The sequence below is a fragment of the Brevundimonas sp. genome (genome assembly GCF_965279155.1).
Classification (GTDB): Bacteria; Pseudomonadota; Alphaproteobacteria; order Caulobacterales; family Caulobacteraceae; genus Brevundimonas.
This window is the reverse complement of the sequence record NZ_OZ257138.1, coordinates 3060669-3083065: the sequence shown is the minus strand read 5'-3', so window position 1 is coordinate 3083065 and position 22397 is coordinate 3060669. Positions and strand designations below refer to the sequence as shown.

Genomic DNA, 22397 nt, shown 5'->3' with positions numbered 1-22397 from the left:
GCAGCAAGGCGTCCGCCATATCGGGGCATGACTGAAACCCTGGCTGCGCCCGTTTCCACCGATCTTCTCAACGACATCGTCCAGGCCGCGCTGAAGGCCGGCGCCGACGCCGCCGAAGCCGTCAGCGCCGATCGCCGGTCCCTGTCGGTCGGGGTGCGCAACGGCAAGCTGGAAGACGTCGAACGCGAGGAATCGCGCGACCTGGGTCTGCGGGTCTTTGTGGGCCAGCGCCAGGCGTCGGTCTCGGCCTCGGACCTGTCGCCCGCGACGCAGGCGCGGCTGGTCGAGCGGGCCGTAGCGATGGCGCGCCTGGCGCCGGAAGATCCCAACGCCGGTTTCGCCCCCGAGGATCGGCTAGCGCGCGGACCGTTCGTCGATCTGGACCTGTTCGACCCCAGCGAGCGCAGCGCCCAGGTCCTGGAACAGGTCTCGGCCGAAGCCGAAGCGGCGGCCTTGGCGGTGACGGGCGTGGCCCGCTCGGAAGGCGGCCATGCCGGCTGGTCTTCCACCCGCTGGCGTCTGGTGACGTCGCACGGGTTCGACGGCGCCTATGAAGGTTCGGCCTTCTCGCTGGGCGTCGGCGTCATCGCGGAAAAGGACGGGGCGATGGAGCGCGGCGGCGAGAGCCGTTCGATGCGCCACCTGTCCGATCTGCCGGGCGCCGAATTGATCGGGCGTACAGCGGGCGAGCGTGCGGTCGCCCGCACCGGCGCGCGCAAGATCGCCTCGACCACCGCCCCGGTGATCTTCGACAACCGCATGTCGGGCCAGATCGTGTCGCCGGCCATCGGCGCCATTTCCGGCCCTTCGATCGCGCGCGGCACCTCCTTCCTGAAGGACCGGCTGGGCCAGCGCGTGTTCGCCGAGGGCGTCACCCTGATCGACAATCCGTTCCGTCCGCGCGGCATGGGGTCCACCCCGTTCGACGACGAAGGCGTGGCGGTCGAGAAGCGCGCCCTGTTCGAGGATGGGGTGCTGAACACCTGGCTGTTGAACAGCGCCGCCGCTCGCCAGTTGGGTCTGGAATCGACCGGCCACGCATCGCGGGGCCTGGCCGGGCCGTCCGGCGTCTCGACCCACAATCTGCACATGGAGCCGGGCGAGCGGGATCTGGCGGGCCTGATGGCGGACGCCGGGACCGGCCTGCTGGTCACCTCGATGTTCGGGCCGTCGCTGAACGGTAACACCGGCGACTGGTCCGCCGGGGTGTCGGGCTTCTGGTTCGAGAACGGCGTGATCGCCTATCCGGTCAGCGAGGTCACCGTCGCCGGCAAGCTGACCGACCTTTATTTGCGCATCGAACGCGGCTCGGACCTGGAGTTTCGGGGCGGGTTCAACGTGCCCAGCCTGATGTTCGACGCGGTGGCCATCGCGGGCAAATGATCGACCGCTTCAAACAGGATTGGGGGGCCGATCTCGAACTGATCCGCCAGGCGGCCATCGACGCCGGGACGCTGGCCCTCGCCGAGCGCGAGGCGGGGCTGAAGATCGAGTCCAAGGTCGGCGGTTCGCCCGTCACCAGCGGCGACCTGAAGGTGGACGCCATGCTCAAGGACCGGCTGCTGTCGGCCCGGCCCGACTATGGGTGGCTGTCGGAAGAGACGGCGGATTCGCCCGAGCGTCTGTCGAAGCGTCGCATCTTCATCGTCGATCCCATCGACGGGACGGTCGCCTATATGAAGCGGACGCCGTGGTGGTGCGTGCCCATCGCCGTAGTCGAGGACGGCGAGGTCGTCGCCGCCGTCATCCATGCGCCCGAAGTCGAAGAGACCTATGTGGCTGTGCGCGGCGGCGGGGCCCGGCGCAACGACCGGCCGATCCACGCCTCGGATGTCGATACCCTGGAGGACGCCTCCATCCTGGGCGATGCGCGACTGATCGAAGCGCCCTGGTTCGACGACGAGCCCTGGCCGCCGATGCGGTTCTCCAAACGCAACGCCCTGGCCTATCGGATGGCGCTGGTCGCCGCCGGCGCCTTCGACGCCGCCCTGGCCCTGACGCCGAAGTGGGACTGGGACGTCGCCGCCGGCTGCCTGATCGCCCAGGAGGCAGGCGCCAAGGTCAGCGACCACCACGGGCGGCCGTGGGTCTTCAACCGGCCCGACCCGCGCCAGGCCAGCCTGGTCTGCGCCGCCCCGCTGATCCAGCCGATGATCGTGCGGCGCTGTAAAAACGTGCCGCTTTCGACCTAAGGCGAGGGCGGAAAAACCCCGGCCCACATTGATCCGGGGGCGTTCTCGGCCTATGCCGCGCGTAAAGCTCTCCCCAGCCTTCAGGATTTTCGATGACCGACCAGAACGCCGTCCCGCCGCAACTTCTGCACATCGTCATCGGCGGCGAGCTTCGTCACCTGGGCGAGCCGACGTTCCGCGATCTGTCGCAGGTCGAATTCGTCGGCGCCTTCGGCAGCTATGACGAGGCCAAGAAGGCCTGGAAGGCCCGCGCCCAGGCGACCGTGGACAACGCCCACATGCGCTATTTCATCCTGCACGCCCACAAGCTGATCGACCCGCGCGGCGACGCGGCCTGATACTGAGCCTGACCCTGCGACATCAGGGAGCCGAACCGGCTCCCTGGCCGGACGTTGAAGTCGGGATGCGAGGACGATCATGAACTTGGAACCCCACCAGACCTTTCAACTGGTCAGCCTGCTGGCGGTGCTGGGGCTGTTCTGCTTTTCGCTGCGCGACAAGATGAACTATGCGCGCTGGTTCAAGCGTTGGGAGGCCGAGCGCAAGGCCCGGCGCGACGCCGAACTGGCCGCCGAGGCGCGCGCGAACGGCGAAGGCGGCGCGGAACCGAAGACTGGTCCCTGGGGCTGAGGCCCACCCTCAAGTCCGTCACCCTCGGGCTTGTCCCGAGGGCCCACCGTTGGGCTGACGCGACCAGAGAAGCCGCGCGACGGCTCTGAAGTTCGAATGCGCGGCCGCCGTAGGCCCTCGGGACAAGCCCGAGGGTGACGGGTGGATAGGCTGCCCTACTCCCGCCGCAGCAGCTTGTCGGTCACCAGCGTGCCCCACCAGCCCGCCTTGAACTCGGCGCGGATGGCCTTGGGATCGTAGTCGGGGCTGTCGACCCAGTCGATGAAGCTGATCCCCTTCGGTTCGATCTCGGCGACGTATTTCTCCAGCGTATAGTCCAGCACGCCGGTCAGCCCCTCGCGCGAGTGCAGATATTTCTTGGACAGCTGTTTCATGGCGACCGAGATCGGTTCGCCCAGGTGGAAGTGGCGATAGAAGACCGCCATCATCCCGGCCCGGTCCGCGCCGGACTTGCAGTGGATCAGCACCGGATACTGGATCGTCTTGAACAGATCGCGCGCACGGTGGATGCGCACCGTCTCGGGCGGATCGCGGGAATCGAGCGGGGCGTCGATCAGGGTCAGGCCAAGCCGTTCGCAGGCCTCGCGCTCCAGCCAGTAATAGCCCTCGTCGCGTTCGCCGCGCAGGTTGATGACCGTCTTGACGCCCTTGGATTTCCAATAGGCCAGCTGGCGCGGCGAAGGCTGGTTGGTGCGCACCAGATCCGGCCCCAGCCAGTGGGCGTTGGAAAACGCCACGCGCAGAAACGCGTGGTCCGCCCAGAAATAATGCCAATGCGCCCGAAAACGGCCCATCGCGGTCGAGAGGTCGAAGCGCGCCATGCCCGCCAGATAGCGATCCGACGCCGCCGCGTCACCTGTCCCGGCTTGACTTGAACCGCCAGCCGTCCGACCGAGGGCCGATGACCGCCCCCGCTTCCGACACCATGCCGCTGCGCGCCCTGCTGGCGCGAATCTGGCGCGACTACCTGTCCAGGCACAAGGGATCGCTGATCCTGTCGGTGCTGTGCGCAGCGGCGACGGGCCTGCTGACGGCGGCGTTGCTTAAGCTGCTGGAGCCCGCGATCAACGGGCTGTTCCTGGGCGGGACGGAGCCCATCAGCATATTAGGCCTCTTCAGCTTTCCCGCCGACAAGGCGGTGATCTGGATCCCGGTCGCCATTCTGGCGGTCGCCATGATGCGGACCCTGGCGGCGCTGGGTCAGGCGGCCCTGGTCAACCGGCTGGGCCACACCATCGTCGGCGACATCCAGATCCGCCTGTTCGGGGCCATGATCCGCGCCGACCTGGCTCGGCTGCGCAGCCAGCATTCGGGCGGCTTCGTCTCCTCGGTCTTGTTCGACGCCAATATGGTGCGCGAGGCCTTCACCTCGGGCGTGGTCAACTACACCCAGAACCTGCTGACCCTGATCGCGGTGCTGATCTACATGGGGTTCATCGACTGGCAATTGACGATGGTGGTGCTGCTGGGCGTGCCGCTGGTGGCGCTGGTGCTGCGCCGGTTCGGACGCAAGACACGCAAGGCCGCCGTCGGCGCCATGGCCGAGACCGAGAATCTGTCCACTGCCCTGATGGAGAACCTGGACGGAGTTCGCCTGATCAAGATCGAGAACCGCGAGGCCGCCGAACAGGACCGCGTCGCCGAGGTGGTGGCCCGTCGCCAGCGCCACGTCATCAAGGGCGCCAACGCCCGCGCCTTCGCCGGCCCGTCCAGCGATCTGGTCGCCTATATCGTCGTCGCCGCCGTCATGGCCTATGCCGGATGGAGGGCGCAGTCGGGCGAGATGACGGTGGGCGGGTTCGCGGCCTTTATCGGCATGCTGCTGGCCGCCGGTCAGGCGCTTCGACAAGTGACCAATCTGGCGACAGTGATGAGCGAGGGCTTCACCGCCGCACGTCGCCTGTTCGGCGCCCTGGACATCGAGGCCGAGATTCGCGAGGCGCCGGATGCCGCACCCCTGGCGCCCGGTCCGGTCGAGGTGGTGCTGGATCAGGTGTCGTTCGCCTATGCCCCCGGCGGGGCGCCGACACTGAATGGCGTGTCGCTGAGAGTCGCGCCGGGCGAGACGGTCGCTCTGGTCGGACCATCGGGCGGGGGCAAGAGCACGATCCTGAGCCTGTTGCCGCGCTTCTACGACGTGACGGGCGGAGCGGTGACGATCAACGGCGCCGACGTGCGGTCGCTTCGCATCCACGATCTGCGCGACCATATCGCCCTGGTGACGCAGGAGCCCTTCCTGTTCGACGACACCATCGCCGCCAACATCGCCTATGGCCGGCCGGGCGCGACCCAAGCCCAGATCGAGGAGGCCGCGCGGTCCGCCGCCGCCCACGACTTCATCACGGCCTTGCCGCAAGGCTACGACACCCGCACCGGCGAGGCGGGCCTGCGCCTGTCGGGCGGCCAGCGCCAGCGGATCGCCATCGCCCGCGCCTTCGTCAAGGACGCGCCCATCCTGTTGCTCGACGAGGCGACCAGCGCGCTGGACACCGAGAGCGAGGCCCTGGTGCAGGCGGCGCTGGAACGGCTGATGCAGGGCCGCGCCACCCTGATGATCGCCCACCGGCTGTCGACGGTTCGCAACGCCGACCGCATCTATGTGATCGAGGCCGGTCGCGTGGTCGAGGAAGGGTCACACAACGCCCTGGTCGCCCGAGGCGGTCTCTATTCCCGCCTGGCCCGCCAGCAGTCGCTGGACGGCGTTCAGCCCACGGTCGAGACCGTCGCGTGAGGCCGTTTCGAAATCCCGTCGTCCAGTCCGCCCTGGCCTGGACCCTGGCGCAATGGATGCGGTTCTGCTTCGCCACCATCCGCTGGACGCACGAGAATCGGTCCGTCGCCGAAGAGGTCTGGCGCGCCGGCGGCGGGGTGCTGTGCGTCTTCTGGCATTCGCGCGTCGGCCTGGCCCCCGCCTCATGGCCCCAGGGCGAGGCCCAACCGGCGAAGGGCTTGATCTCACTGTCGGCGGACGGCGAGTTCTTCGCCAAGGCCGTCGGCCGCCTGGGCATTCCCGCCGTGCGCGGATCGTCGGCCAACAAGGACAAGGCGAAGGCGGCCAAGGGCGGTTCGCAGGCGCTGCGCGACGGCTTGAAACAGTTGAAGGTCGGCGCCCTGGCGATTACGCCGGACGGGCCGCGTGGTCCGGCCAAGGTCATGGCCGAGGGCCTGCCGCTGATGGCGAAGATGTCCAGGGCGCCGGCCCTGTTCATCGGCATTTCCTGCAACCCGGCGATCCGTTTGGACAGCTGGGATCGGGGCGTCGTGCCTATGCCGTTCGGCAAGGGCGCCATCGTCTGGGACCGCGCGGACTATCCGCAAGGCGCCGACATGGCCGAGGTGATCGCCGACTGGACCGCGCGGCTGAACGCCGTCGAGGCGCGGGCCGATGCGATCACGGGCCTGAAACCGTGAGGATGCAACCGTGACGCCGCTGCCGCTGATCGCCTATCGGCTGGCGACCCGCGCATTGGAGCCGCTGGCGCCGCGCCTGCTGGATGCGCGCGCGCGGCGGGGCAAGGAAGACCCGGTGAGGGTGGACGAACGGATGGGCTTCACCCGAACCGAACGACCGGCGGGCGATCTGGTTTGGCTGCACGGCGTCAGCGTGGGCGAGAGCCTGTCGCTGCTGCCCGTGGTCGAGCGGTTCGTGAAGGCGCGGCCGGACCTGACGGTGCTGGTGACGTCCAGCACCGTGACTTCGGCTCAGATCCTGGCTCAGCGACTGCCCGAAGGCGTGATCCATCAGTATGCGCCGGTCGATGCGCCGGGCGTGGTCGAGCGGTTCCTGGATCACTGGCGGCCGGGCCTGGCGGTGTTCGTCGAGAGCGAAATCTGGCCCAATCTGTTGCTGGAGGCGAAGCGGCGCGGCGTGAAACTGGCCCTGGTCAGCGCGCGGATCACCGAGAAGACGGTCGAGGGCTGGGCGCGGTTTCCGGCCTCGGCGCGGGCGCTGACCGGCGCCTTCGACCTGGTCCTGCCCCAGGATGCGGTCTCGGCCCAGCGGCTTGAGGGCATGGGGGCGCGGATCGACGGCCTGGTGAACCTGAAGTTGTCGGGCGAGCCTTTGCCGCATGACCCGGCGGCCTTCAGCCGTCTGTCCGCCGCCATCGGCGACCGGCCGGTGATCGTCGCCGCCAGCACCCATGAGGGCGAGGAAGTCGCCATCGTGCGGGCGCTGGACAGGCTGGGCGACCGCGTCTGCCTGATCCTGGCGCCGCGTCATCCCGAGCGGGGGACGCACATCGCCCAGGCCCTCCAGCGCGAGGGATACGCCTTCGCCATGCGCTCGCGCGGCGAGGTGATCGGGCCGGACACCGACATCTATCTGGCCGATACGCTGAACGAGATGGGCCTGTTCCTGCGGCTGGCGGACGTGGTCGTGATGGGCGGCTCGTTCGCGCCCGCCATCGGCCTGCCGCCGGTCGGGGGGCACAATCCGCTGGAGCCGGCGCGGCTGGGCAAGCCGACGATCACAGGGCCGGATGCCTCCAACTGGGCGCCGGTGACCTCCGCGCTTGCGGAGGCGGGCGGGCTGGTTCTGGTCCAGGCGCCGTGGGATCTGCAGGGCGTGATCGAGCCTCTGCTGGCGGACCTGGACGCGGCCAAGGCCATAGGCGAGCGCGGACGCCGTGCGGCGGTCGAGGCCGGGGGCGGGCTGGAGCGGCTGTGGGCGCTGCTGTCCCCGCTGACGCCGCAGAGGCAGGCCCGGCGATGAAGCTGAATACGCCGCGCTGGTGGTATGTCCGCGACAGCAACCATGCGCGTGTAACACGCACCGTGCTGAAACCGCTGGGCTGGATCTGGGCCGCCGTAACCGCGCGTCGGATCGCGCGGACGCAGTCAGTCGATCCCGGCTGTGCGTTAATCTCGGTCGGCAATCTGACGGTGGGCGGATCGGGCAAGACGCCGGTGGCGCGCGAGACCCTGCGGCTGCTGCGGGCGGCGGGGGTGGAGGCGCAAGGCCTGTCGCGCGGCTATGGCGGGCGGCTGGAAGGCCCCGTGCGGGTCGATCCCCAGGTCCACACGGCCGAGGATGTCGGGGACGAGCCGCTGATGCTGGCGCAGGGGTCGCCGGTCTGGATCGCGCGGGACCGGGTCGCAGGCGCCAGGTCTGCGGTCGTGGGCGGGGCGAAGGCCCTGGTGCTGGACGACGGCCATCAGAACCCGGCGCTGAAAAAGACCGTCAGCCTGATCATCGTGGACGGCGAGACGCGCGGCGACGAATGGCCGTTCGGCGACGGCTCGGTCTTTCCCTCCGGCCCGATGCGCGAGCCGTTGAAGGCCGGGCTGGCGCGCGCCGACGCCGTGGTGGTCATGCTGCCGACCGATGTGGACGACGCCGATCCCGAACTGCTGGCGGTGTTCGGCGCCCTGCCCGTCTTCGTCGCGCGCCTGACGCCGGAGGGTCCGCCGCCGTCGGGGCCTCAGGTCGGGTTCGCCGGCATCGCCAAGCCGTGGAAGGTCGAGCGGTCGCTGAAGGCGGCGGGCTGCGACCTGGCGGACTTCGTCCCCTTCCCCGATCATGCGGCCTATAGCGCCGCGACCATGACGTTCCTGACGGATCGGGCGGCGGTGTTCGACGCTGGGCTGGTGACCACCGAAAAGGACTGGGTCAGGCTGACGCCCGGCCAGCGCGCGCACGTCACGGCCTGGCCGGTCGTCGCCCGGTTCGAGGACGAGGCGGCCTTCGCCGCCTTCCTGACGAAGCGGATTCAGTCGGCGCGATAGACCACGCCGGACTTCATCACGAACCTCATCCGCTCCAGCTCGGTCACGTCGGACAGAGGATCGCCCGAGACGGCGACGATATCGGCGGGCATGCCGGGCGCAATCTTTCCGGCCTCGCTGGAAATCCGCAGGTGTTCGGCGGCGCCGACGGTGGCGGCCTGAATAGCCTCCAGCGGGGTCAGGCCGGCGCGGACCAGAAGCGCGAACTCTTGCGCATTGTCGCCGTGGGCCGAGACGCCGCTGTCCGTGCCGAAAGCGATCTTGACCCCGCCCTCATGCGCGCGGCGCGCCATGTCCAGCATCTTGGGCCCGGCCTCCAGCGCCTTCGCCGTCTGGGCCGGCGTGAAAAAGTTGTCCGAACCGGAGGCGACGCGGGCCACGAAATCACCGGCCAGCAGCGTCGGGACCAGCCAGGCCCCGTTCGACTTGAACAGGCGGATCGACTGGTCGTCCAGATAGGTGCCGTGTTCGATGGAATCGCCACCCGCTCGCAAGAAGGCGTTGATGCCATCGACGCCGTGGGCATGCGCCGTCACCTGGCGACCCATGCGGTGGGCGCTGTCGACGATGGCGGTCAGTTCGGGATCGCTGAACTGCTGGTTCAGGCCGGCGGCGGTGTTGGACAGCACCCCGCCCGTGGCCGTGATCTTGATGATGTCGGCGCCCGCGCGAACCTGGGTGCGGACGGCGCGCATGCAGTCCTCAGGCCCTGAACAGATGCTCTCGGACGACAGCAGGTGCATGACGTCTTCGCGATAGCCGTTGATGTCGCCGTGCCCGCCGTGGATCGACACCGACGAGCCCGCCGCGATGATGCGCGGTCCCGGCACGTCGCCGGTCTTGACCGCATTCCGCAGGGCGAAGATGGCTTCGTTCGAGGCGCCCAGATCGGCCACGGTCGTGAAGCCGGCCATCAGAGTGCGGCGGGCGTAGCGTGCGCCGACCATGGCCTTGTCCGCATCGGACAGGGTGACCTGTTCCAGCCGTCCATTGGGGTTCTGCTGGCTGGTCAGATGGACGTGGCTGTCGATCAGTCCGGGCAGGACGAAGGCCTGTCGCAGGTCCACGATCTTGCCCTGAGATGCATCGCCGACGAAGCCGTCGCGCACTTCGACGAACTGGTTCCCTCTGATCACGAGAGTTTTATCGCGCTGCACAACGCCGTTCGACGGGTCGGCCAGCAACCTTCCGGCCTCGACGAACGTTGTCGTGGGTTCGGACGAAACGTCAGCACCCGTGGGGCTTTGCTGGGCGCTGGCGCTCATGGCCGACGCCATCAGCGCCGCCAGTACGATTCCGAAACGCTTCATCGATCTCTCCCCGCGACACGTTGGCCGCAAAAATGCCCCACAAGGCTCAGGTTGCCTCGGCTGTAACCACCTGAAACAAACACGCCTCAAGACCAACCGCAACGAGGGCGTCGCATGCGGCTATCGAGACGAGGGCTAATTCTGGGTGGATCGGCCATGCTGGCGGGATGCGCCAGCGCAAGCGCCAAGGCGCCGCTGACCACGGCTCAGACCGGAGCCCCGATCGCGATGCCGCAGGTCGGATTGCCGACGGTCCAGACCGCAGCCCTGACGCCCCCGCCGCTCGATCCCCGCGGCCACGTACGCAAGGAACTGATGGAGCGCGCCATGACCGCGCTGGACACCCATCACCGCCACCTGCCGCTGCGCGACCGGATGTATCTGGTCGATTTCCAGAAATTCTCGGGCGAGGAACGCCTGTACGAAGTCGATCTGGTCGCCGGCGAGGTCAAGGTCCTGCGCACCTGCCACGGCCGCGGCTCCGATCCGGCCCACACCGGCTTCGCCCAGAGGTTCTCGAACACGCCCGATTCCAACATGTCCTCGGTCGGCGCCTATGCGACGGCGGGCGCCAACTGGGGCGCTCAGCAGGGGCCGAACGTCCTGCTGGACGGTCTGGAATACTCCAACGACAAGGCGCGCGAGCGGGCAATCATCATCCACGGCGCCGACTATGCCGACCCGGACTTCCTGGCGCGCGAAGGCAAGCTGGGCCGCAGCTATGGCTGTTTCTCGGTCGCCCACACCGACCTGCCAGGCTTGCGCGAACGCATGGGCGAAGGCCGGCTGCTGTTCGCAGCGGCTTAGGGTTTAACGCTCGGGCCGTCGGGCGGAGTGCCGGATGGTTACGACCTCCACCCGATCCGGCAGGATTGCGTAGCGGATAAGGTAAGGCTTCACGAGGGTCAGCTCGCGCGTTCCATGGATGGCGGGACGCCCTCTGTCCGCAAAATGCGCCAGGCTCTCGGCAGCGGCCTTCAATCGAATGAAAAAACGCGCTGCGGCGGCTGGGTTGAAGTCGGCGATATAGCGGCTGATGTCCTCAAGATCGCTCAGCGCCTGATCCGTCCAGACGACTAGCCGCATTTCGGCCGAGGCAGCGGATTGGCCGTCGACCACGACCCGACCCAACGCATGACCGTTTCGTTATCGACGACCCGTCCTGCCGCCGCGTCGGCCAAACCCCGCAAGGTCGCCGCCTCGTCCGCCGCGTCATCAGGCGTCGAGAACAGGTCTTCGTCGTCGTGATCGATTGCAGGATCAGCCATGGGTCAAACCCTATCACACCCCGCCGATACGGTCAGCCCCGCTCCAGCGCGCGCCAGCCGATGTCGGAGCGGTTGAAGCCGCCGGGCCAGTCGATCTTCTTGATGGCGTCATAGGCGCGTTCGCGGGCCTGGGTGATGTCGTCGCCCTCGGCGCAGACGTTCAGGACGCGACCGCCAGAGGCGGCCAGCAGCCCGTCGTCGCGGCGCTTGGTCCCTGCATGGAAGACCTGGACGTGAGGGCCGAAATCCTGATCGACGCCGCGGATGATCGAGCCTTCCAGCGGGCTGTCGGGATAGCCCTTGGCGGCCATGACCACGCAGATCACCGTCTGTGGCTTGAAGGCCGGCGAGGCCAGGCCAGAGACATCGCCGCGCGCGCAGCCCAGCAGATAGGGGACGATGTCGCCCGCCATCCGCATCATCAGCACCTGACATTCCGGGTCGCCGAAGCGAGCGTTGAACTCGACCACCTTGGGGCCTTCGTCGGTCGCCATCAGACCGGCGTAGAGGACGCCGCGATAGGGCGCGCCCTCCTCGGCCATCTTCTTGATGGTCGGCTGCACGATCAGGTCGTCGGCCTGCTGCACCAGGTCGGGTGTGAAAACGGGGGCCGGCGAATAGGCGCCCATACCGCCGGTGTTGGGCCCCAGGTCGCCGTCGAAAGCGCGCTTGTGGTCTTGGGCGCCGCCGAACAGCAGGGCGCGCTGACCGTCGCACAGGGCGAACAGCGAGCCCTCCTCGCCGTCCATGAACTCCTCGATCACGACGCGGGCGCCGGCCGCGCCGAACCGGCCGCCCAGCATCCGTTCGATCTCGGCCTCGGCGTCGGGGCGGTCGGGGCTGATGGCCACGCCCTTGCCGGCCGCCAAACCGTCGGCCTTGATGACGTAGGGCGGCTTGAACACATCCAGCGCGGCCTTGGCGTCCTTGACCGTGTCGTAGACGCCGTAACCTGCCGTGGGGATTTCGTGGCGTTCGAGGAAGGCCTTGGAGAAGGCCTTCGAGGTTTCCAGCTGCGCCGCCTTGGCCGTGGGGCCGAAACAGGGAATGCCGGCCGAGGCCAGACGGTCGGCCAGACCAGCGGCCAGCGCCACCTCGGGTCCGACCACGACCAGGTCGGCCTTGATCTCGCGCGCCAAGGCGGCCAGGCCGTCGGCGTCGTCGGCCTTGATCGCGCGAAGCTCGCACAGCTTCTCGATGCCGGGGTTGCCGGGCGCGGCGACCAAGCGCGTGACGAGCGGCGACTGGGCGATCTTCCAGGCCAGGGCGTGTTCGCGGCCGCCCGATCCGACGAGAAGGATGTTCATGAGACCGGGCAATGACCGGCCGTCGCCGGCCGGTCAAGCACCCGTCAAACTTAACGCCGCATTCAGCGCCCGATCAGCGTACGGGCGGGGTCCAGGCCGGCAGAGCTTGGAGCTGCCCGGCCGTCAGGTCGGTGACCAGATCCCTGTCGCCGTTGCGGTCGATCGGGGCCACGTCGGCGACCGGCACCCGCACCTTCATGTCGCCCGGCCCTTCCAGCTCGATCACCAGATGGGTCAGGGCGCCGGAGGCGTCCAGCACCAGGGTTTCGACATCGCCCAGATCGACATCGGCGCGCGAATACAGGTCCGCATCCTCCAACTGGTCGCGGGTCATGTTGAAGGCCAGGGCGGCGTTCGTCGCCGCCGTATCGGCCTGCTGGTCCGGCAGGGCGACGGGCGCGGCGCCCGGCGCGGGCGCCTGGACGACATCGTCGTCGCGATCCGAACAGGCGGCTACGGCGCCGGTCAGGCAAAGGACGGCGGCGAGCGGAATGAGACGGTTCATAGGTTTCCTGATGATCTAGAGCAGGGCAGAGGCGACATAGACGCCCAGCCCCAAAAAAATGATGCAGCCGATGATCAGCCATGGGCTCATGGCGCCGCCGCCTCCGGCGCGACGTTCGAGGTCACGCTCACGCGGGTTCTGGTCGGACGGATCGGTTCCGGGTGGGTCGGCTGCCATGAAAGTCGAACGGCGAGGCGCGCGCGGCGTTCCCGCGCGGATCGACGCAGGCTAGAATGGGCCGATGAGCGACGACTCCTACGTATTCGAGGGACCGGCCGAGGCCCCTGCCCCGCGCGATAACAATCCGCCGCTGTCGATCTCGGAGCTGTCCTTTGCGCTGAAGCGCACCCTGGAGGACCGGTTCGGCCATGTGCGGCTGAGGGGCGAGATCTCCAAGGTCAATCGCCACGCCTCGGGCCACATCTATCTGACGTTGAAGGACGATAAATCCGCCATCGACGGCGTGGTGTGGAAGGGGTCGGCGCGCGGCCTGGGCGTTCAACCCGAGGCCGGGCTGGAGGTCATCGTCACCGGCAAGATCACCTCCTATCCGGCGCGGTCGTCCTATCAGATCGTGATCGAGAGCATGGAGGCGGCCGGCGCCGGCGCTCTGCTGGCGCAGTTGGAGCGGCTGAAGGTTCGACTGCGCGAGGAAGGCCTGTTCGAACAGGGCCGCAAGAAGGCTCTGCCGGCCTTCCCCGCCATCATCGGCGTGATCACCAGCCCGACAGGAGCCGTGATCCGCGACGTGCTGCACCGGATCGCCGAACGCTGGCCCTGCCGGGTGATCGTGTGGCCAGTGGTGGTTCAGGGCGAGGCCGCCAGCGGCCAGGTGTCGAACGCCATTCGCGGCTTCGACGCCATGACGCCGGACGGAACGATCCCGCGCCCGGACCTGCTGATCGTCGCGCGGGGCGGCGGGTCGGTCGAGGACCTGTGGTGTTTCAACGACGAAGGCCTGGCCCGCACCGTGGCGGCGGCGCGCATCCCCATCATCTCGGCCGTGGGGCACGAGACGGACACGACCCTGATCGACTTCGTGTCGGATCGACGGGCCCCGACCCCGACCGGCGCGGCCGAGATGGCGACGCCGGTGCTGGCGGACCTGAGATACGCGGTCGCGGACATGGATCGGCGGATGCTCCAGGCGGGCGGGCGGCTGATCGAGGATCGACGCACGCGGCTGCGGGCCGTGGCGCGCGGCCTGCCGGCGCGGCCGGAGGACCTGCTGGCCCTGGCGCAGCAGCGGCTGGATCACGTGTCGAGCCGTCTGGGGTCGGGGCTGCAACGCAACGTCGCCCTGCACGAACGGCATCTGGCGGTGACGGGCGGCAAGCTGAGCCCCTCCCTTCTGCGCACGCGGATCGAGCGGGGTCAGGACCGGCTGCGCGGCGCCGGCGACCGGCTGGGCGCGGCCTTGCAGGCCGGCGTTGCGCGGGGCGAGCGGCGGCTGTTGCAGGTTTCCGTTCGCCTGTCGCCCGAGCCGCTGCACCGGCGACTGGATCAGCGTGAGGCCCGGCTTCACGCCGTCGGCGCACGGCTGGACGGCGTGATGCCGCGTCGGCTGGAGCGGGACGCCGACCGTCTGGCGGCCCTGTCGCGGGCGCTGACGACGCTGGATCCTGGCCGACCCAAGCCCGGCTTCGCCCGCGTCGAGGATTCGGACGGCGGCTGGATCACTTCGGCCAGGGCGCTGGAGGCCGGTCAGGCGGTCCGGCTGGTGTTCGGCGACGGCTCTCAACCCGCAACCATCGACGGCGGCGAACCCCGCCCGGCGTCGCCGCGTCCGATCGTCAAGCCAAAGCCGCCTGCGGCCGGTCAGGGCAGTCTGTTCTGAAGCGCGCCGTTTTCCGCTTCGCCCCGGCGCCGCTTCCTGCTAACCGCGCCGCATGAAGATCACGCGCCTCGCCGTCACCGCCTATGTGTTCGCCCTTCTGATCATCGTCCTGGATCAGTTGACCAAGGCCTGGATCATCAGCGGCCTGATGCTGCAGGAGGTCGGGCGCATCCCCGTGCTGCCGCCCATCTTGAACTTCAGCTGGGTCGAGAACACCGGCGTCAGCTTCGGCCTGTTCGGCGGAGGCGAAGCCCGGTGGGGCCTGGTGATCTTCTCCATCGTCGTCTCGGCGGGCCTGGCCTGGTGGGCGACCCAGTCGAACCGTCGCCTGCTGATCACCGCCATCGGCTTCGTCATGGGCGGGGCGCTGGGCAATGTGATCGACCGGATCCGCTTCGGCTACGTCGTCGACTTCATCGACTTCTCGGGCACGGGCGTCTTCCCCTGGGTGTTCAACGTCGCCGACAGCGCCATCACCATCGGCGTGGTCCTGCTGATTCTGGACAGCTTGGTGTCGGACAAGCCCGCGAAAGCCTGAGCCGGCTTTCCATTTTTCGAGCCTGATTCACGGCCTCGACGGGATCGCCGCTCGGCCGATCAGGCTCCGAGGTTGGCGTAGCCCCCGAAAAGTCGTAATCACCCCGTCTTCACTATGCCAACGGCGCTCTCGCAGCGCCTCGTGCATCAGCCGACCAGAGCCTGAAACCATGCGTATCCGCAGTGTCGCCGTCCTGACCCTCGTCGCCTCCTCCGCGCTTGCCGTTTCGGCCTGCGGCAGCCTGAAGCAGGGCATCGGCCTGACCAAGGTCGTGCCGGACGAGTTCGTCACCGTCTCCACCGCCCCGCTCAGCATCCCGCCCGAGTACGGCCTGCGCCCGCCCGCGCCCGGCCAGCCGCGCCCGCAGGAACTGGCCCCCGAAAGCGCAGCGCGTCAGATCCTTCTGGGTCAGCGTCAGGCCGTCACCCGCACGCCGGGCGAGCAGGTTCTGGTGGCCCAGGCCGGCGGCGAACAGGCCGACCCCCTGGCCCGCTACGTCGTCGACGACGAGTTCGGCGACCTGGCGCACAAGGACGAAAGCTTCGCCAACCGCCTGATGTTCTGGCGCAAGGACGACGCCTCGACCCAGGCTCCCACCACGCGCCAGACCGCCGAAGGCCAGAAGACCATCGACGCGACCACCGAGGCCGCACGGCTTCAGGCCCTGACCGGCGGCCAGCAGGCCATCACGATCCAGCCGCGCCGCAGCGGCGGCTTCAAGCTACCCGGCCTGTAAGATCGCAGACGACGGACGCTTGCCACGCGGGCGTCCGTCCTTATTGTAAACGGACCTGATCAGGAGCCGTTTGCATGACCGAGCCCACCGACATCGCCGCCCTGTCCGGCGTGGAGCAGTTGCGCCTCGGCCTGACCGGCGGGATGATCGCCCCGATCGCGCGCACCGTCGGCTTCGAACTGACAGAGGTCGAGGAAGGCCGCGTCGTCTTCGAGGCCATCCCCACCACCGCCGTCTACAATCCGCTGGGCAGCGTCCATGGCGGCTGGATCGCGACCGTGCTGGATTCGGCCTGCGGCTGCGTGGTCCATTCGACGCTGCGGCCGGGCCAGACCTATACGACGCTGGAACTGAAGACCGTGTTTCACAAGGCGCTGAGCGCGGGCACGCCGGTTAGGGCCGAGGGGCGGATCGTCCAGGCCGGTCGCCGCGACGCCTTCGCCGAGGCCGATCTGCGCGGACTGGACGGCAAGCTGTATGCGACCGCGACGTCCACCTGCCTGGTCATGGACCGCTAAGCGCAGCGAAGGTTTGCCGCGCCTCGCTTTAGCCGCTATCAGCGGCGAGCGTTGATGATCGGCCGCCGATCATCGGGCGCCCTCTCTCGCTGTCGGAAAAATAAGCTGATGCGTCGCGTGTTCACCGCCCTGGCCGCCCTCTCGATTGCGGCCTCCGTCCTGCCCGCCGCCGCCCAGGCCCAGACCTCGCCCCGCGACCGTGGGGGACAGCAACAGCCGGCCTCGGGCGAAGAAGCCGCCCCCAGCCGCGCACCGCGCATCGCTCCCTTGCGTCGCCGCGCTAATGCCGGTCCCTGCCCCTATGTGAAAATCCTCTACGACGCCGCCCGCTACGTCGAGCTGGAGGGCGGTCGCGCCGCCATTTCCAACGTCGGCTACACCGGCGAGATCGAAGGCATCACCTCGGACTGCGAATATCGCGAGGCCGATCCGATTCGCGTCGACATCGGCATGCTGTTCCAGCTGGGCCGCGGGCCTCAGGCGGCCAGCGACCAACGCACCTATCGCTACTGGATCGCCGTGACCGAACGGAACAGCGCCATCCTGTCCAAGGAATATTTCGACCTGCCGGTGAACTTCGAAGGCCAGCGCACCGCCTCGGTCACCGAGGAACGCACTATCGTCATCCCGCGCGCCGGCGTGGACACCAGCGGCGGAAACTTCGAAATCCTGGTCGGTTTCGACGTGACGCCGGAAATGGCCGAGTTCAATCGCTCGGGCAGCCGCTTCCGCGTCAACGCCGGCGCGACGCCCGCCGCGCCCGCCCCTGCCGCCGCGCCGAGCGAATAAATGGCCGATCTGAAGACCGTACTCAGCGAAGCGGTCGCCGCCGCCTTCGCCGCCGAAGGCGTGGATGCGGCCCTGGCGCGTGTCACGCCGTCCGACCGTCCAGACCTGGCCGACTTCCAGTCGAATGGCGCCCTGGCCGCCGCCAAGGCGTTGAAGGCCAATCCGCGCGAGTTGGCGACGAAGATCGCGGAACGCCTGACGGCCGATCCGCGCTTCACCTCGGTCGAGGTGGCGGGGCCGGGCTTCATCAATCTGAAGCTCTCTGACGCGCTTCTGTCCGAACGCGCCGCCGAGGTCGCGGCCGACGCCGAGCACGCCGGCGCCGCCGTCGTCGCCGATCCGCGCAAGGTGGTGATCGACTTCGGCGGTCCCAATGTCGCCAAGCCGATGCACGTCGGTCACCTGCGCAGCGCCATCATCGGCGAGAGCCTGAAACGGCTATTCCGCTTCCGGGGCGATCACGTCACCGGCGACGCCCACTTCGGCGACTGGGGCTTCCAGATGGGGCTGCTGATCACGGCCTGCGGCGACGAAGGCTTGGCCGATGGCTTCCTGGCGGAGGGCGACGGTCCCTTCCCGGCCGACAGCCCCGTGACCCTGGCCGATCTGGACCGGCTGTATCCGCTGGCCGCCGGCAAGGCCAAGGAAGACCCGGCCTTCCGCGACCGCGCCCGCAAGGCGACGGCGGAACTGCAGAACGGCCGCCCCGGCTATCGCGCCCTGTGGTCGCATTTCGTGGCGGTCAGCCGTGAGGCGCTGAAGCGTGAATACGGCGACCTGTCGGTCGATTTCGACCTGTGGAACGGCGAGAGCGACGCCGACCCGCAGATGCCGGAAATGCTGTCGCACCTGAAAGAGACCGGCCTGTTGGTCGAGGACGACGGCGCCCAGGTGGTGCACGTCGCCAAGCCGGGCGAAACCCGCAAGAAGAAGCTGGCCGACGGCTCGGTGATCGAGGCCCCCTCGCCTCCGCCTCTGCTGGTCATCAGCTCGGAAGGCTCGGCCATGTACGGCACGACCGACCTGGCCACGATCCTGGACCGCAAGAAGGCCCTGTCGCCCGACCTTGCCCTCTATGTCGTCGACGAGCGTCAGGCCGAGCATTTCGAACAGGTCTTCCGCGCGGCCTATCTGGCCGGCTATGCCGAACCGGGCGCGCTGGAGCATCTCGGCTTCGGCACCATGAACGGTCAGGACGGCAAGCCCTTCAAGACCCGCGCGGGCGGGGTTCTGAAGCTGCGCGACCTGATCGACCAGGCGACGGACAAGGCGCGCGAGCGGCTGCACGAGGCCAAGCTGGGCGACGACCTGTCGCCGGAAGAGTTCGAAGCCATCGCGCACAAGGTGGCCATCGCCGCCCTCAAGTTCGCCGACCTGTCGAACGCGCGCACCACCAGCTACGTCTTCGACCTCGACCGCTTCATGAGCTTCGAGGGCAAGACCGGCCCCTATCTGCTGTACCAGTCGGTCCGCATCAAATCCCTGCTGCGCAAGGGCGCCGAACAGGGGCTGACGCCCGGCACCATCGTCATCGCCGAACCGGCCGAACGCGACCTGGCCCTGACGCTGGACGCCTTCTCGACCGCCGTGTCCGACGCCTACGACAAGCGGATGCCGCACCTGGTGGCCGAACACGCCTATCGCGTGGCGCAGTCCTTCTCGAAATTCTACGCCGCCTGCCCCGTCCTGATCGCGCCGGACGAGGCCACCAAACGCTCGCGCCTCGCCCTGTCGGCGGCGGCGCTCAGCCAGCTGGAAATCGCCCTAAACCTGCTGGGCATCGACACCCCGGAGCGGATGTAGCGACCACGCCTGCGGTATGATAGCATTGCTATCGTCTGTTGGAGGCCGTCATGAACATCCATGTTCGTCATCTGGACGAAGCCACGGTGCAGGCGCTGAAGCAGCGCGCAGCCCGCAACGGCCGTTCGGCCGAGGCTGAGTATCGCGCCATCCTGACCGCTGCGGCGGCCGAGGAAGCCGATGGGTTCGACTGGATTCGGGTTTCCGACGACCTTCGCGCCCGCTCGGCCGGTCGGCATCATACGCCCTCCGAAGTTCTGGTTCGTGAAGGGCGAGACGAGCGGTGAAGGCCGTCATCGACTCCAGCGTCGTCGTCAAATGGTTCGTGAAGGAGGAGGACGCCGAGGCGTCGCTCGACCTGCGTTTCTTGCCTCTGGCCGCCCCGGACCTGCTTCTCGTGGAATGCGCCAATGTGTTCTGGAAGAAGGTGCGCAAGGATGAATACGCTGCCGACGACGCAGCCATGGCCATTCGCGCCATCGAACGCGCCCGCATCAGTCTCTCGCCCGTCCATGGTCTGGCCGGACGCGCGTTCGAAATCGGACGTGCGCTGGACCACGCGGTCTATGACTGCTTCTATCTGGCCCTGGCGGAACGCCTTGGCCTGCCGCTCATCACCGCCGACACCAAGCTGAAGACGAAGGCGACCGATTTCGCGTCGGTCCAAATACTCAGCCTGTCGAACTGGAAGACTGTTCTGAATGCCGACTGACCTCGACACCTACATCGCCGGCCTGCCCAAGGCTGAACTGCACTTGCACATCGAGGGTTCGCTGGAGCCGGAACTGATGTTCGAACTGGCGCAGCGCAACGGCGTCGCCATTCCCTACGACAGCGTCGAGGCGGTGCGGGCGGCCTATGACTTCTCGAACCTGCAGGACTTTCTGGACATCTATTACGCCGGGGCGGCCGTGCTGCTGACGCGCAGGGATTTCGAGGATCTGGCCTTCGCCTATTTCCAGCGCGCGGCCGCCGACACTGTGCGTCACGCCGAGATCTTCTTCGATCCCCAGACCCATACCGACCGGGGTGTGCCGTTCGGGGTCGTGGTCGAGGGGCTGATCGCGGGCATGGACCGGGCCAAGGCGGAACTGGGCGTCAGCAGCGGTCTGATCCTCAGCTTCCTGCGTCACCTGACCGAGGACGAGGCCTTCGCCACGCTGGAGGCGGCCAAGCCCTATCTGCATCATTTCATCGGCGTGGGGCTGGACTCGTCGGAGGTCGGTCATCCGCCGTCCAAGTTCCAGCGCGTCTTCGCCGCCGCGCGTGAGCTGGGCCTGAAACTGTGCGCCCACGCGGGCGAGGAGGGGCCTCCGGCTTATGTCCATGAGGCGCTGGACCTGCTGAACATAGACCGGATGGACCACGGCAATCGCTCGATGGAGGACGAGGCCCTGATCGAGCGGCTGGCGCGCGAGCAGATGACCCTGACCGTCTGCCCGCTGTCGAACCTGAAACTGTGCGTGGTCGATGACCTGAAGGACCATCCCGTCCCAGAGATGCTGCGCCGGGGCCTGCACGTCACCCTGAACTCGGACGATCCGTCCTATTTCGGCGGTTATGTGAACGACAACTACAGCCGGCTGGTGGCGGCGGTCGGCCTGACGCGCGAGCAGGTGACCCTGCTCGCGCGAAACAGTTTCGAGGGGTCGTTCCTGGGCGAGGCGGAGAAGGCGGCGTTCCTGGCGGAGGTGGAGGCCTACGCGGCGGGCTGACGCCATCCCCTCCCCCGTCATCCTCGGCCTTGTGCCGAGGATACACCCCTCCGCCGCACCGTCATTGTTTTGAGAGCGCGAGCGGCTGTGCCTCCAACCTGGATGTTCGCATCCGCCTGACCGTGGGTCCTCGGCACAAGGCCGAGGATGACGGATTAAAGCGTGCGCCAGACATCGCTCTGTCTTCCCGTCGCTGAATGTTCCTGATATGTTCTCGCTATGAAGCAGGCGAACGAAGACAGCGCGGGCCTACGCTGGCTGTTCGTCGATCTGAACGCCTTCTTCGCCAGCGTAGAACAGCAGATGAACCCGGACTGGCGGGGCAAGCCCGTCATCGTTCGCCCGGCGGAAAGCGAATACACCGGCGCCATCGCCGCCAGCTATGAGAGCAAGGTCTGGGGCGTCCACGCCGGGATGCGGGTGTCCGAGGCGCGCAAGCTGTGCCCCGGCCTGATCGTCGCCGAGGCGCGGCCGGACCTCTATGTCGCGGTCCACAAGAAGATCATGGCCGAGATCGACCGCCACGTGCCGGTGTGGAAGGTCGGCTCCATCGACGAATGTTCGTGCGAACTGCTCGGCCCGGAGCGTCTGGAAGCGAACGCCGTGGCCCTGGCCCGGCGGATTCAGGCGGGCATTCTGGGGAATGTCGGCGACTGTCTGCGGTCGTCCGTCGGGCTGGCGCCGTCGCGGTTTCTGGCCAAGACCGCCTGCGGCATGAAAAAGCCGGCCGGGTTAACGATCCTGAGGGCGAACGAACTGCCCGGCCCGCTGCTGGAGCTGCCGCTGTCGAAATATCCCGGGATCGGGTCGCGGATGCGACTGCGGCTGGAGGCGGCGGGTGTCACGGATACCGCCGGCCTGTGGGACATGAGCGCCAGACAGGCCCGCGCGGTCTGGAACAGCATCGAAGGCGAACGCATCTGGCGCGGCCTGCACGGCCTGGACAGCGAGCCGACGCCGGAGAAGCCGCCCGCCTCCATCAGCCACAGCCACGTCCTGGCCCAGGCCATGCGGACCCCGGACAAGGCGCGCGCCGTGGCGCGGCGGCTGGTGGTCAAATGCGGGGCGCGACTGCGGCGGATGGGCCTGACCGGGGCGAGCCTGACCCTGCATCTGGACATGGGGCCGAAGACCACGCCGAGAAGCGGCCGCCGGGGCTGGGAGACGGCGGCCATGAGCTGCGCCGTCGCGCCGACGCAGGACACCTTCGCCCTGCTGACCGCGCTCGATGGCCTGTGGCGCAAGGTCGAGCCTGAACTGGAGGCCGGACGGCTGAGCTATGTCGGGGTCGGGATTCATGGCCTGAAATCCCGCGACGCCTTCGAGACGGACCTTTTCGACACCGGCCCGGACCAAGGCGGCGAGGCCCCGTCCCTGCGCCTGTCCCAGGCGCTGGACGCGCTGAACCGCCGCTATGGCAAGGACACCGTCAGCATCGGCCCAAAGGCGGGCCTGCCCGAATATATCGGCGCCAAGATCGCCTTCACCCGCATCCCGGAAGCGGAGGATTTCTGGGAATGAG

At 68.2% G+C, this 22397-nt stretch carries 26 protein-coding genes; 19 read left to right on the top strand and 7 right to left on the bottom strand.

What is annotated here, in order from left to right; all coding sequences use genetic code 11:
* The first annotated feature begins 27 nt into the window (after positions 1-27).
* The 4 genes from ACQY72_RS14930 to ACQY72_RS14915 all read left to right on the top strand — a co-directional run bounded on the left by ACQY72_RS14930 (position 28) and on the right by ACQY72_RS14915 (position 2822).
* The gene (locus ACQY72_RS14930) at positions 28-1383 is read left to right on the top strand and encodes a TldD/PmbA family protein (protein ID WP_428154527.1); all 1356 of its coding nucleotides are present in this window, start codon (positions 28-30) and stop codon (positions 1381-1383) included.
* The gene (locus ACQY72_RS14925; RefSeq protein ID WP_428154526.1) at positions 1380-2192 is read left to right on the top strand and encodes a 3'(2'),5'-bisphosphate nucleotidase CysQ; all 813 of its coding nucleotides are present in this window, start codon (positions 1380-1382) and stop codon (positions 2190-2192) included. Before ACQY72_RS14930 ends, ACQY72_RS14925 begins: the two co-directional genes overlap by 4 nt.
* A 92-nt stretch (positions 2193-2284) precedes the next feature.
* Complete coding sequence (locus tag ACQY72_RS14920) at positions 2285-2530, top strand: DUF4170 domain-containing protein (RefSeq protein ID WP_017505336.1); 246 nt, start codon at positions 2285-2287, stop codon at positions 2528-2530.
* A 79-nt stretch (positions 2531-2609) separates the two neighbouring features.
* Positions 2610-2822 (top strand): hypothetical protein, encoded by a 213-nt coding sequence (locus ACQY72_RS14915; RefSeq protein ID WP_428154525.1) that lies wholly within the window; start codon positions 2610-2612, stop codon positions 2820-2822.
* A gap of 155 nt (positions 2823-2977) precedes the next feature.
* On the opposite strand, the gene ACQY72_RS14910 is transcribed toward ACQY72_RS14915, so the two are convergent.
* On the bottom strand, positions 2978-3643 hold the full coding sequence (locus ACQY72_RS14910; protein WP_428154524.1) for a fused DSP-PTPase phosphatase/NAD kinase-like protein: 666 nt from the start codon (positions 3641-3643) through the stop codon (positions 2978-2980).
* Positions 3644-3723: 80 nt separating this feature from the next.
* On the opposite strand from ACQY72_RS14910, the gene ACQY72_RS14905 reads away from it, so the two are divergent.
* The 4 genes from ACQY72_RS14905 to lpxK are packed head-to-tail and all read left to right on the top strand — an operon-like array spanning position 3724 to position 8549.
* Entirely contained in the window at positions 3724-5553 is a 1830-nt protein-coding gene (locus tag ACQY72_RS14905) for an ABC transporter ATP-binding protein (RefSeq protein WP_428154523.1), read from the top strand.
* On the top strand, positions 5550-6233 hold the full coding sequence (locus ACQY72_RS14900; protein ID WP_428154522.1) for a lysophospholipid acyltransferase family protein: 684 nt from the start codon (positions 5550-5552) through the stop codon (positions 6231-6233). The genes ACQY72_RS14905 and ACQY72_RS14900 overlap by 4 nt, the downstream gene beginning before the upstream one ends.
* A 10-nt stretch (positions 6234-6243) precedes the next feature.
* On the top strand, positions 6244-7536 hold the full coding sequence (locus tag ACQY72_RS14895; protein ID WP_428154521.1) for a 3-deoxy-D-manno-octulosonic acid transferase: 1293 nt from the start codon (positions 6244-6246) through the stop codon (positions 7534-7536).
* Positions 7533-8549 carry a tetraacyldisaccharide 4'-kinase gene (lpxK, locus tag ACQY72_RS14890; protein ID WP_428156724.1) on the top strand — a complete coding sequence of 339 codons (1017 nt, stop codon included), beginning with the start codon at positions 7533-7535 and terminating at the stop codon, positions 8547-8549. Before ACQY72_RS14895 ends, lpxK begins: the two co-directional genes overlap by 4 nt.
* Here lpxK and ACQY72_RS14885 read toward each other — a convergent pair.
* On the bottom strand, positions 8534-9859 hold the full coding sequence (locus ACQY72_RS14885) for an amidohydrolase family protein (RefSeq protein ID WP_428154520.1): 1326 nt from the start codon (positions 9857-9859) through the stop codon (positions 8534-8536). The two genes, lpxK and ACQY72_RS14885, sit on opposite strands and share 16 nt — an antisense overlap.
* A 114-nt stretch (positions 9860-9973) precedes the next feature.
* Between ACQY72_RS14885 and ACQY72_RS14880 the strand changes: the two genes are divergently transcribed.
* Entirely contained in the window at positions 9974-10666 is a 693-nt protein-coding gene (locus tag ACQY72_RS14880; RefSeq protein WP_428154519.1) for a murein L,D-transpeptidase catalytic domain family protein, read from the top strand.
* A gap of 3 nt (positions 10667-10669) precedes the next feature.
* Here ACQY72_RS14880 and ACQY72_RS14875 read toward each other — a convergent pair whose 3' ends face one another.
* From ACQY72_RS14875 to ACQY72_RS14855, 5 genes are all read right to left on the bottom strand, one after another.
* Positions 10670-10978, bottom strand: a complete 309-nt coding sequence (locus ACQY72_RS14875) for a type II toxin-antitoxin system RelE/ParE family toxin (protein WP_428154517.1) — start codon at positions 10976-10978, stop codon at positions 10670-10672.
* Positions 10936-11127, bottom strand: coding sequence for a CopG family transcriptional regulator (locus ACQY72_RS14870; protein WP_428154515.1), 192 nt, complete (start codon positions 11125-11127; stop codon positions 10936-10938). Before ACQY72_RS14870 ends, ACQY72_RS14875 begins: the two co-directional genes overlap by 43 nt.
* Positions 11128-11159: 32 nt before the next feature.
* Positions 11160-12434: a phosphoribosylamine--glycine ligase gene (gene purD, locus ACQY72_RS14865; protein ID WP_428154514.1), complete on the bottom strand. Its 1275-nt coding sequence runs from the start codon at positions 12432-12434 to the stop codon at positions 11160-11162.
* 73 nt (positions 12435-12507) lie between these two features.
* Positions 12508-12939 (bottom strand): hypothetical protein, encoded by a 432-nt coding sequence (locus ACQY72_RS14860; RefSeq protein ID WP_428154513.1) that lies wholly within the window; start codon positions 12937-12939, stop codon positions 12508-12510.
* A 15-nt stretch (positions 12940-12954) separates the two neighbouring features.
* Complete coding sequence (locus ACQY72_RS14855) at positions 12955-13116, bottom strand: hypothetical protein (RefSeq protein WP_428154512.1); 162 nt, start codon at positions 13114-13116, stop codon at positions 12955-12957.
* Positions 13117-13180: 64 nt separating this feature from the next.
* Between ACQY72_RS14855 and xseA the strand changes: the two genes are divergently transcribed.
* The 10 genes from xseA (at position 13181) to ACQY72_RS14805 (ending at position 22396) form a co-directional block, all read left to right on the top strand.
* Positions 13181-14776: an exodeoxyribonuclease VII large subunit gene (gene xseA, locus ACQY72_RS14850; RefSeq protein ID WP_428154511.1), complete on the top strand. Its 1596-nt coding sequence runs from the start codon at positions 13181-13183 to the stop codon at positions 14774-14776.
* Between the two features lie 52 nt (positions 14777-14828).
* The gene (gene lspA / locus ACQY72_RS14845) at positions 14829-15314 is read left to right on the top strand and encodes a signal peptidase II (protein ID WP_428154510.1); all 486 of its coding nucleotides are present in this window, start codon (positions 14829-14831) and stop codon (positions 15312-15314) included.
* A gap of 169 nt (positions 15315-15483) precedes the next feature.
* Complete coding sequence (locus ACQY72_RS14840; RefSeq protein WP_159849999.1) at positions 15484-16050, top strand: DUF3035 domain-containing protein; 567 nt, start codon at positions 15484-15486, stop codon at positions 16048-16050.
* 74 nt (positions 16051-16124) lie between these two features.
* Positions 16125-16568, top strand: coding sequence for a PaaI family thioesterase (locus ACQY72_RS14835; protein WP_428154508.1), 444 nt, complete (start codon positions 16125-16127; stop codon positions 16566-16568).
* Positions 16569-16676: 108 nt separating this feature from the next.
* Positions 16677-17357 carry a Tat pathway signal sequence domain protein gene (locus tag ACQY72_RS14830; RefSeq protein ID WP_428154506.1) on the top strand — a complete coding sequence of 227 codons (681 nt, stop codon included), beginning with the start codon at positions 16677-16679 and terminating at the stop codon, positions 17355-17357.
* Positions 17358-19160 (top strand): arginine--tRNA ligase, encoded by a 1803-nt coding sequence (gene argS, locus ACQY72_RS14825; protein ID WP_428154505.1) that lies wholly within the window; start codon positions 17358-17360, stop codon positions 19158-19160.
* A gap of 50 nt (positions 19161-19210) precedes the next feature.
* The gene (locus tag ACQY72_RS14820; RefSeq protein ID WP_425984937.1) at positions 19211-19447 is read left to right on the top strand and encodes a FitA-like ribbon-helix-helix domain-containing protein; all 237 of its coding nucleotides are present in this window, start codon (positions 19211-19213) and stop codon (positions 19445-19447) included.
* Positions 19444-19872, top strand: coding sequence for a type II toxin-antitoxin system VapC family toxin (locus ACQY72_RS14815; protein ID WP_428154503.1), 429 nt, complete (start codon positions 19444-19446; stop codon positions 19870-19872). Before ACQY72_RS14820 ends, ACQY72_RS14815 begins: the two co-directional genes overlap by 4 nt.
* Complete coding sequence (locus ACQY72_RS14810; RefSeq protein ID WP_428154501.1) at positions 19862-20875, top strand: adenosine deaminase; 1014 nt, start codon at positions 19862-19864, stop codon at positions 20873-20875. Before ACQY72_RS14815 ends, ACQY72_RS14810 begins: the two co-directional genes overlap by 11 nt.
* A gap of 219 nt (positions 20876-21094) precedes the next feature.
* On the top strand, positions 21095-22396 hold the full coding sequence (locus ACQY72_RS14805; protein ID WP_428154500.1) for a type VI secretion protein ImpB: 1302 nt from the start codon (positions 21095-21097) through the stop codon (positions 22394-22396).
* The last annotated feature ends 1 nt before the right edge of the window (position 22397 follow it).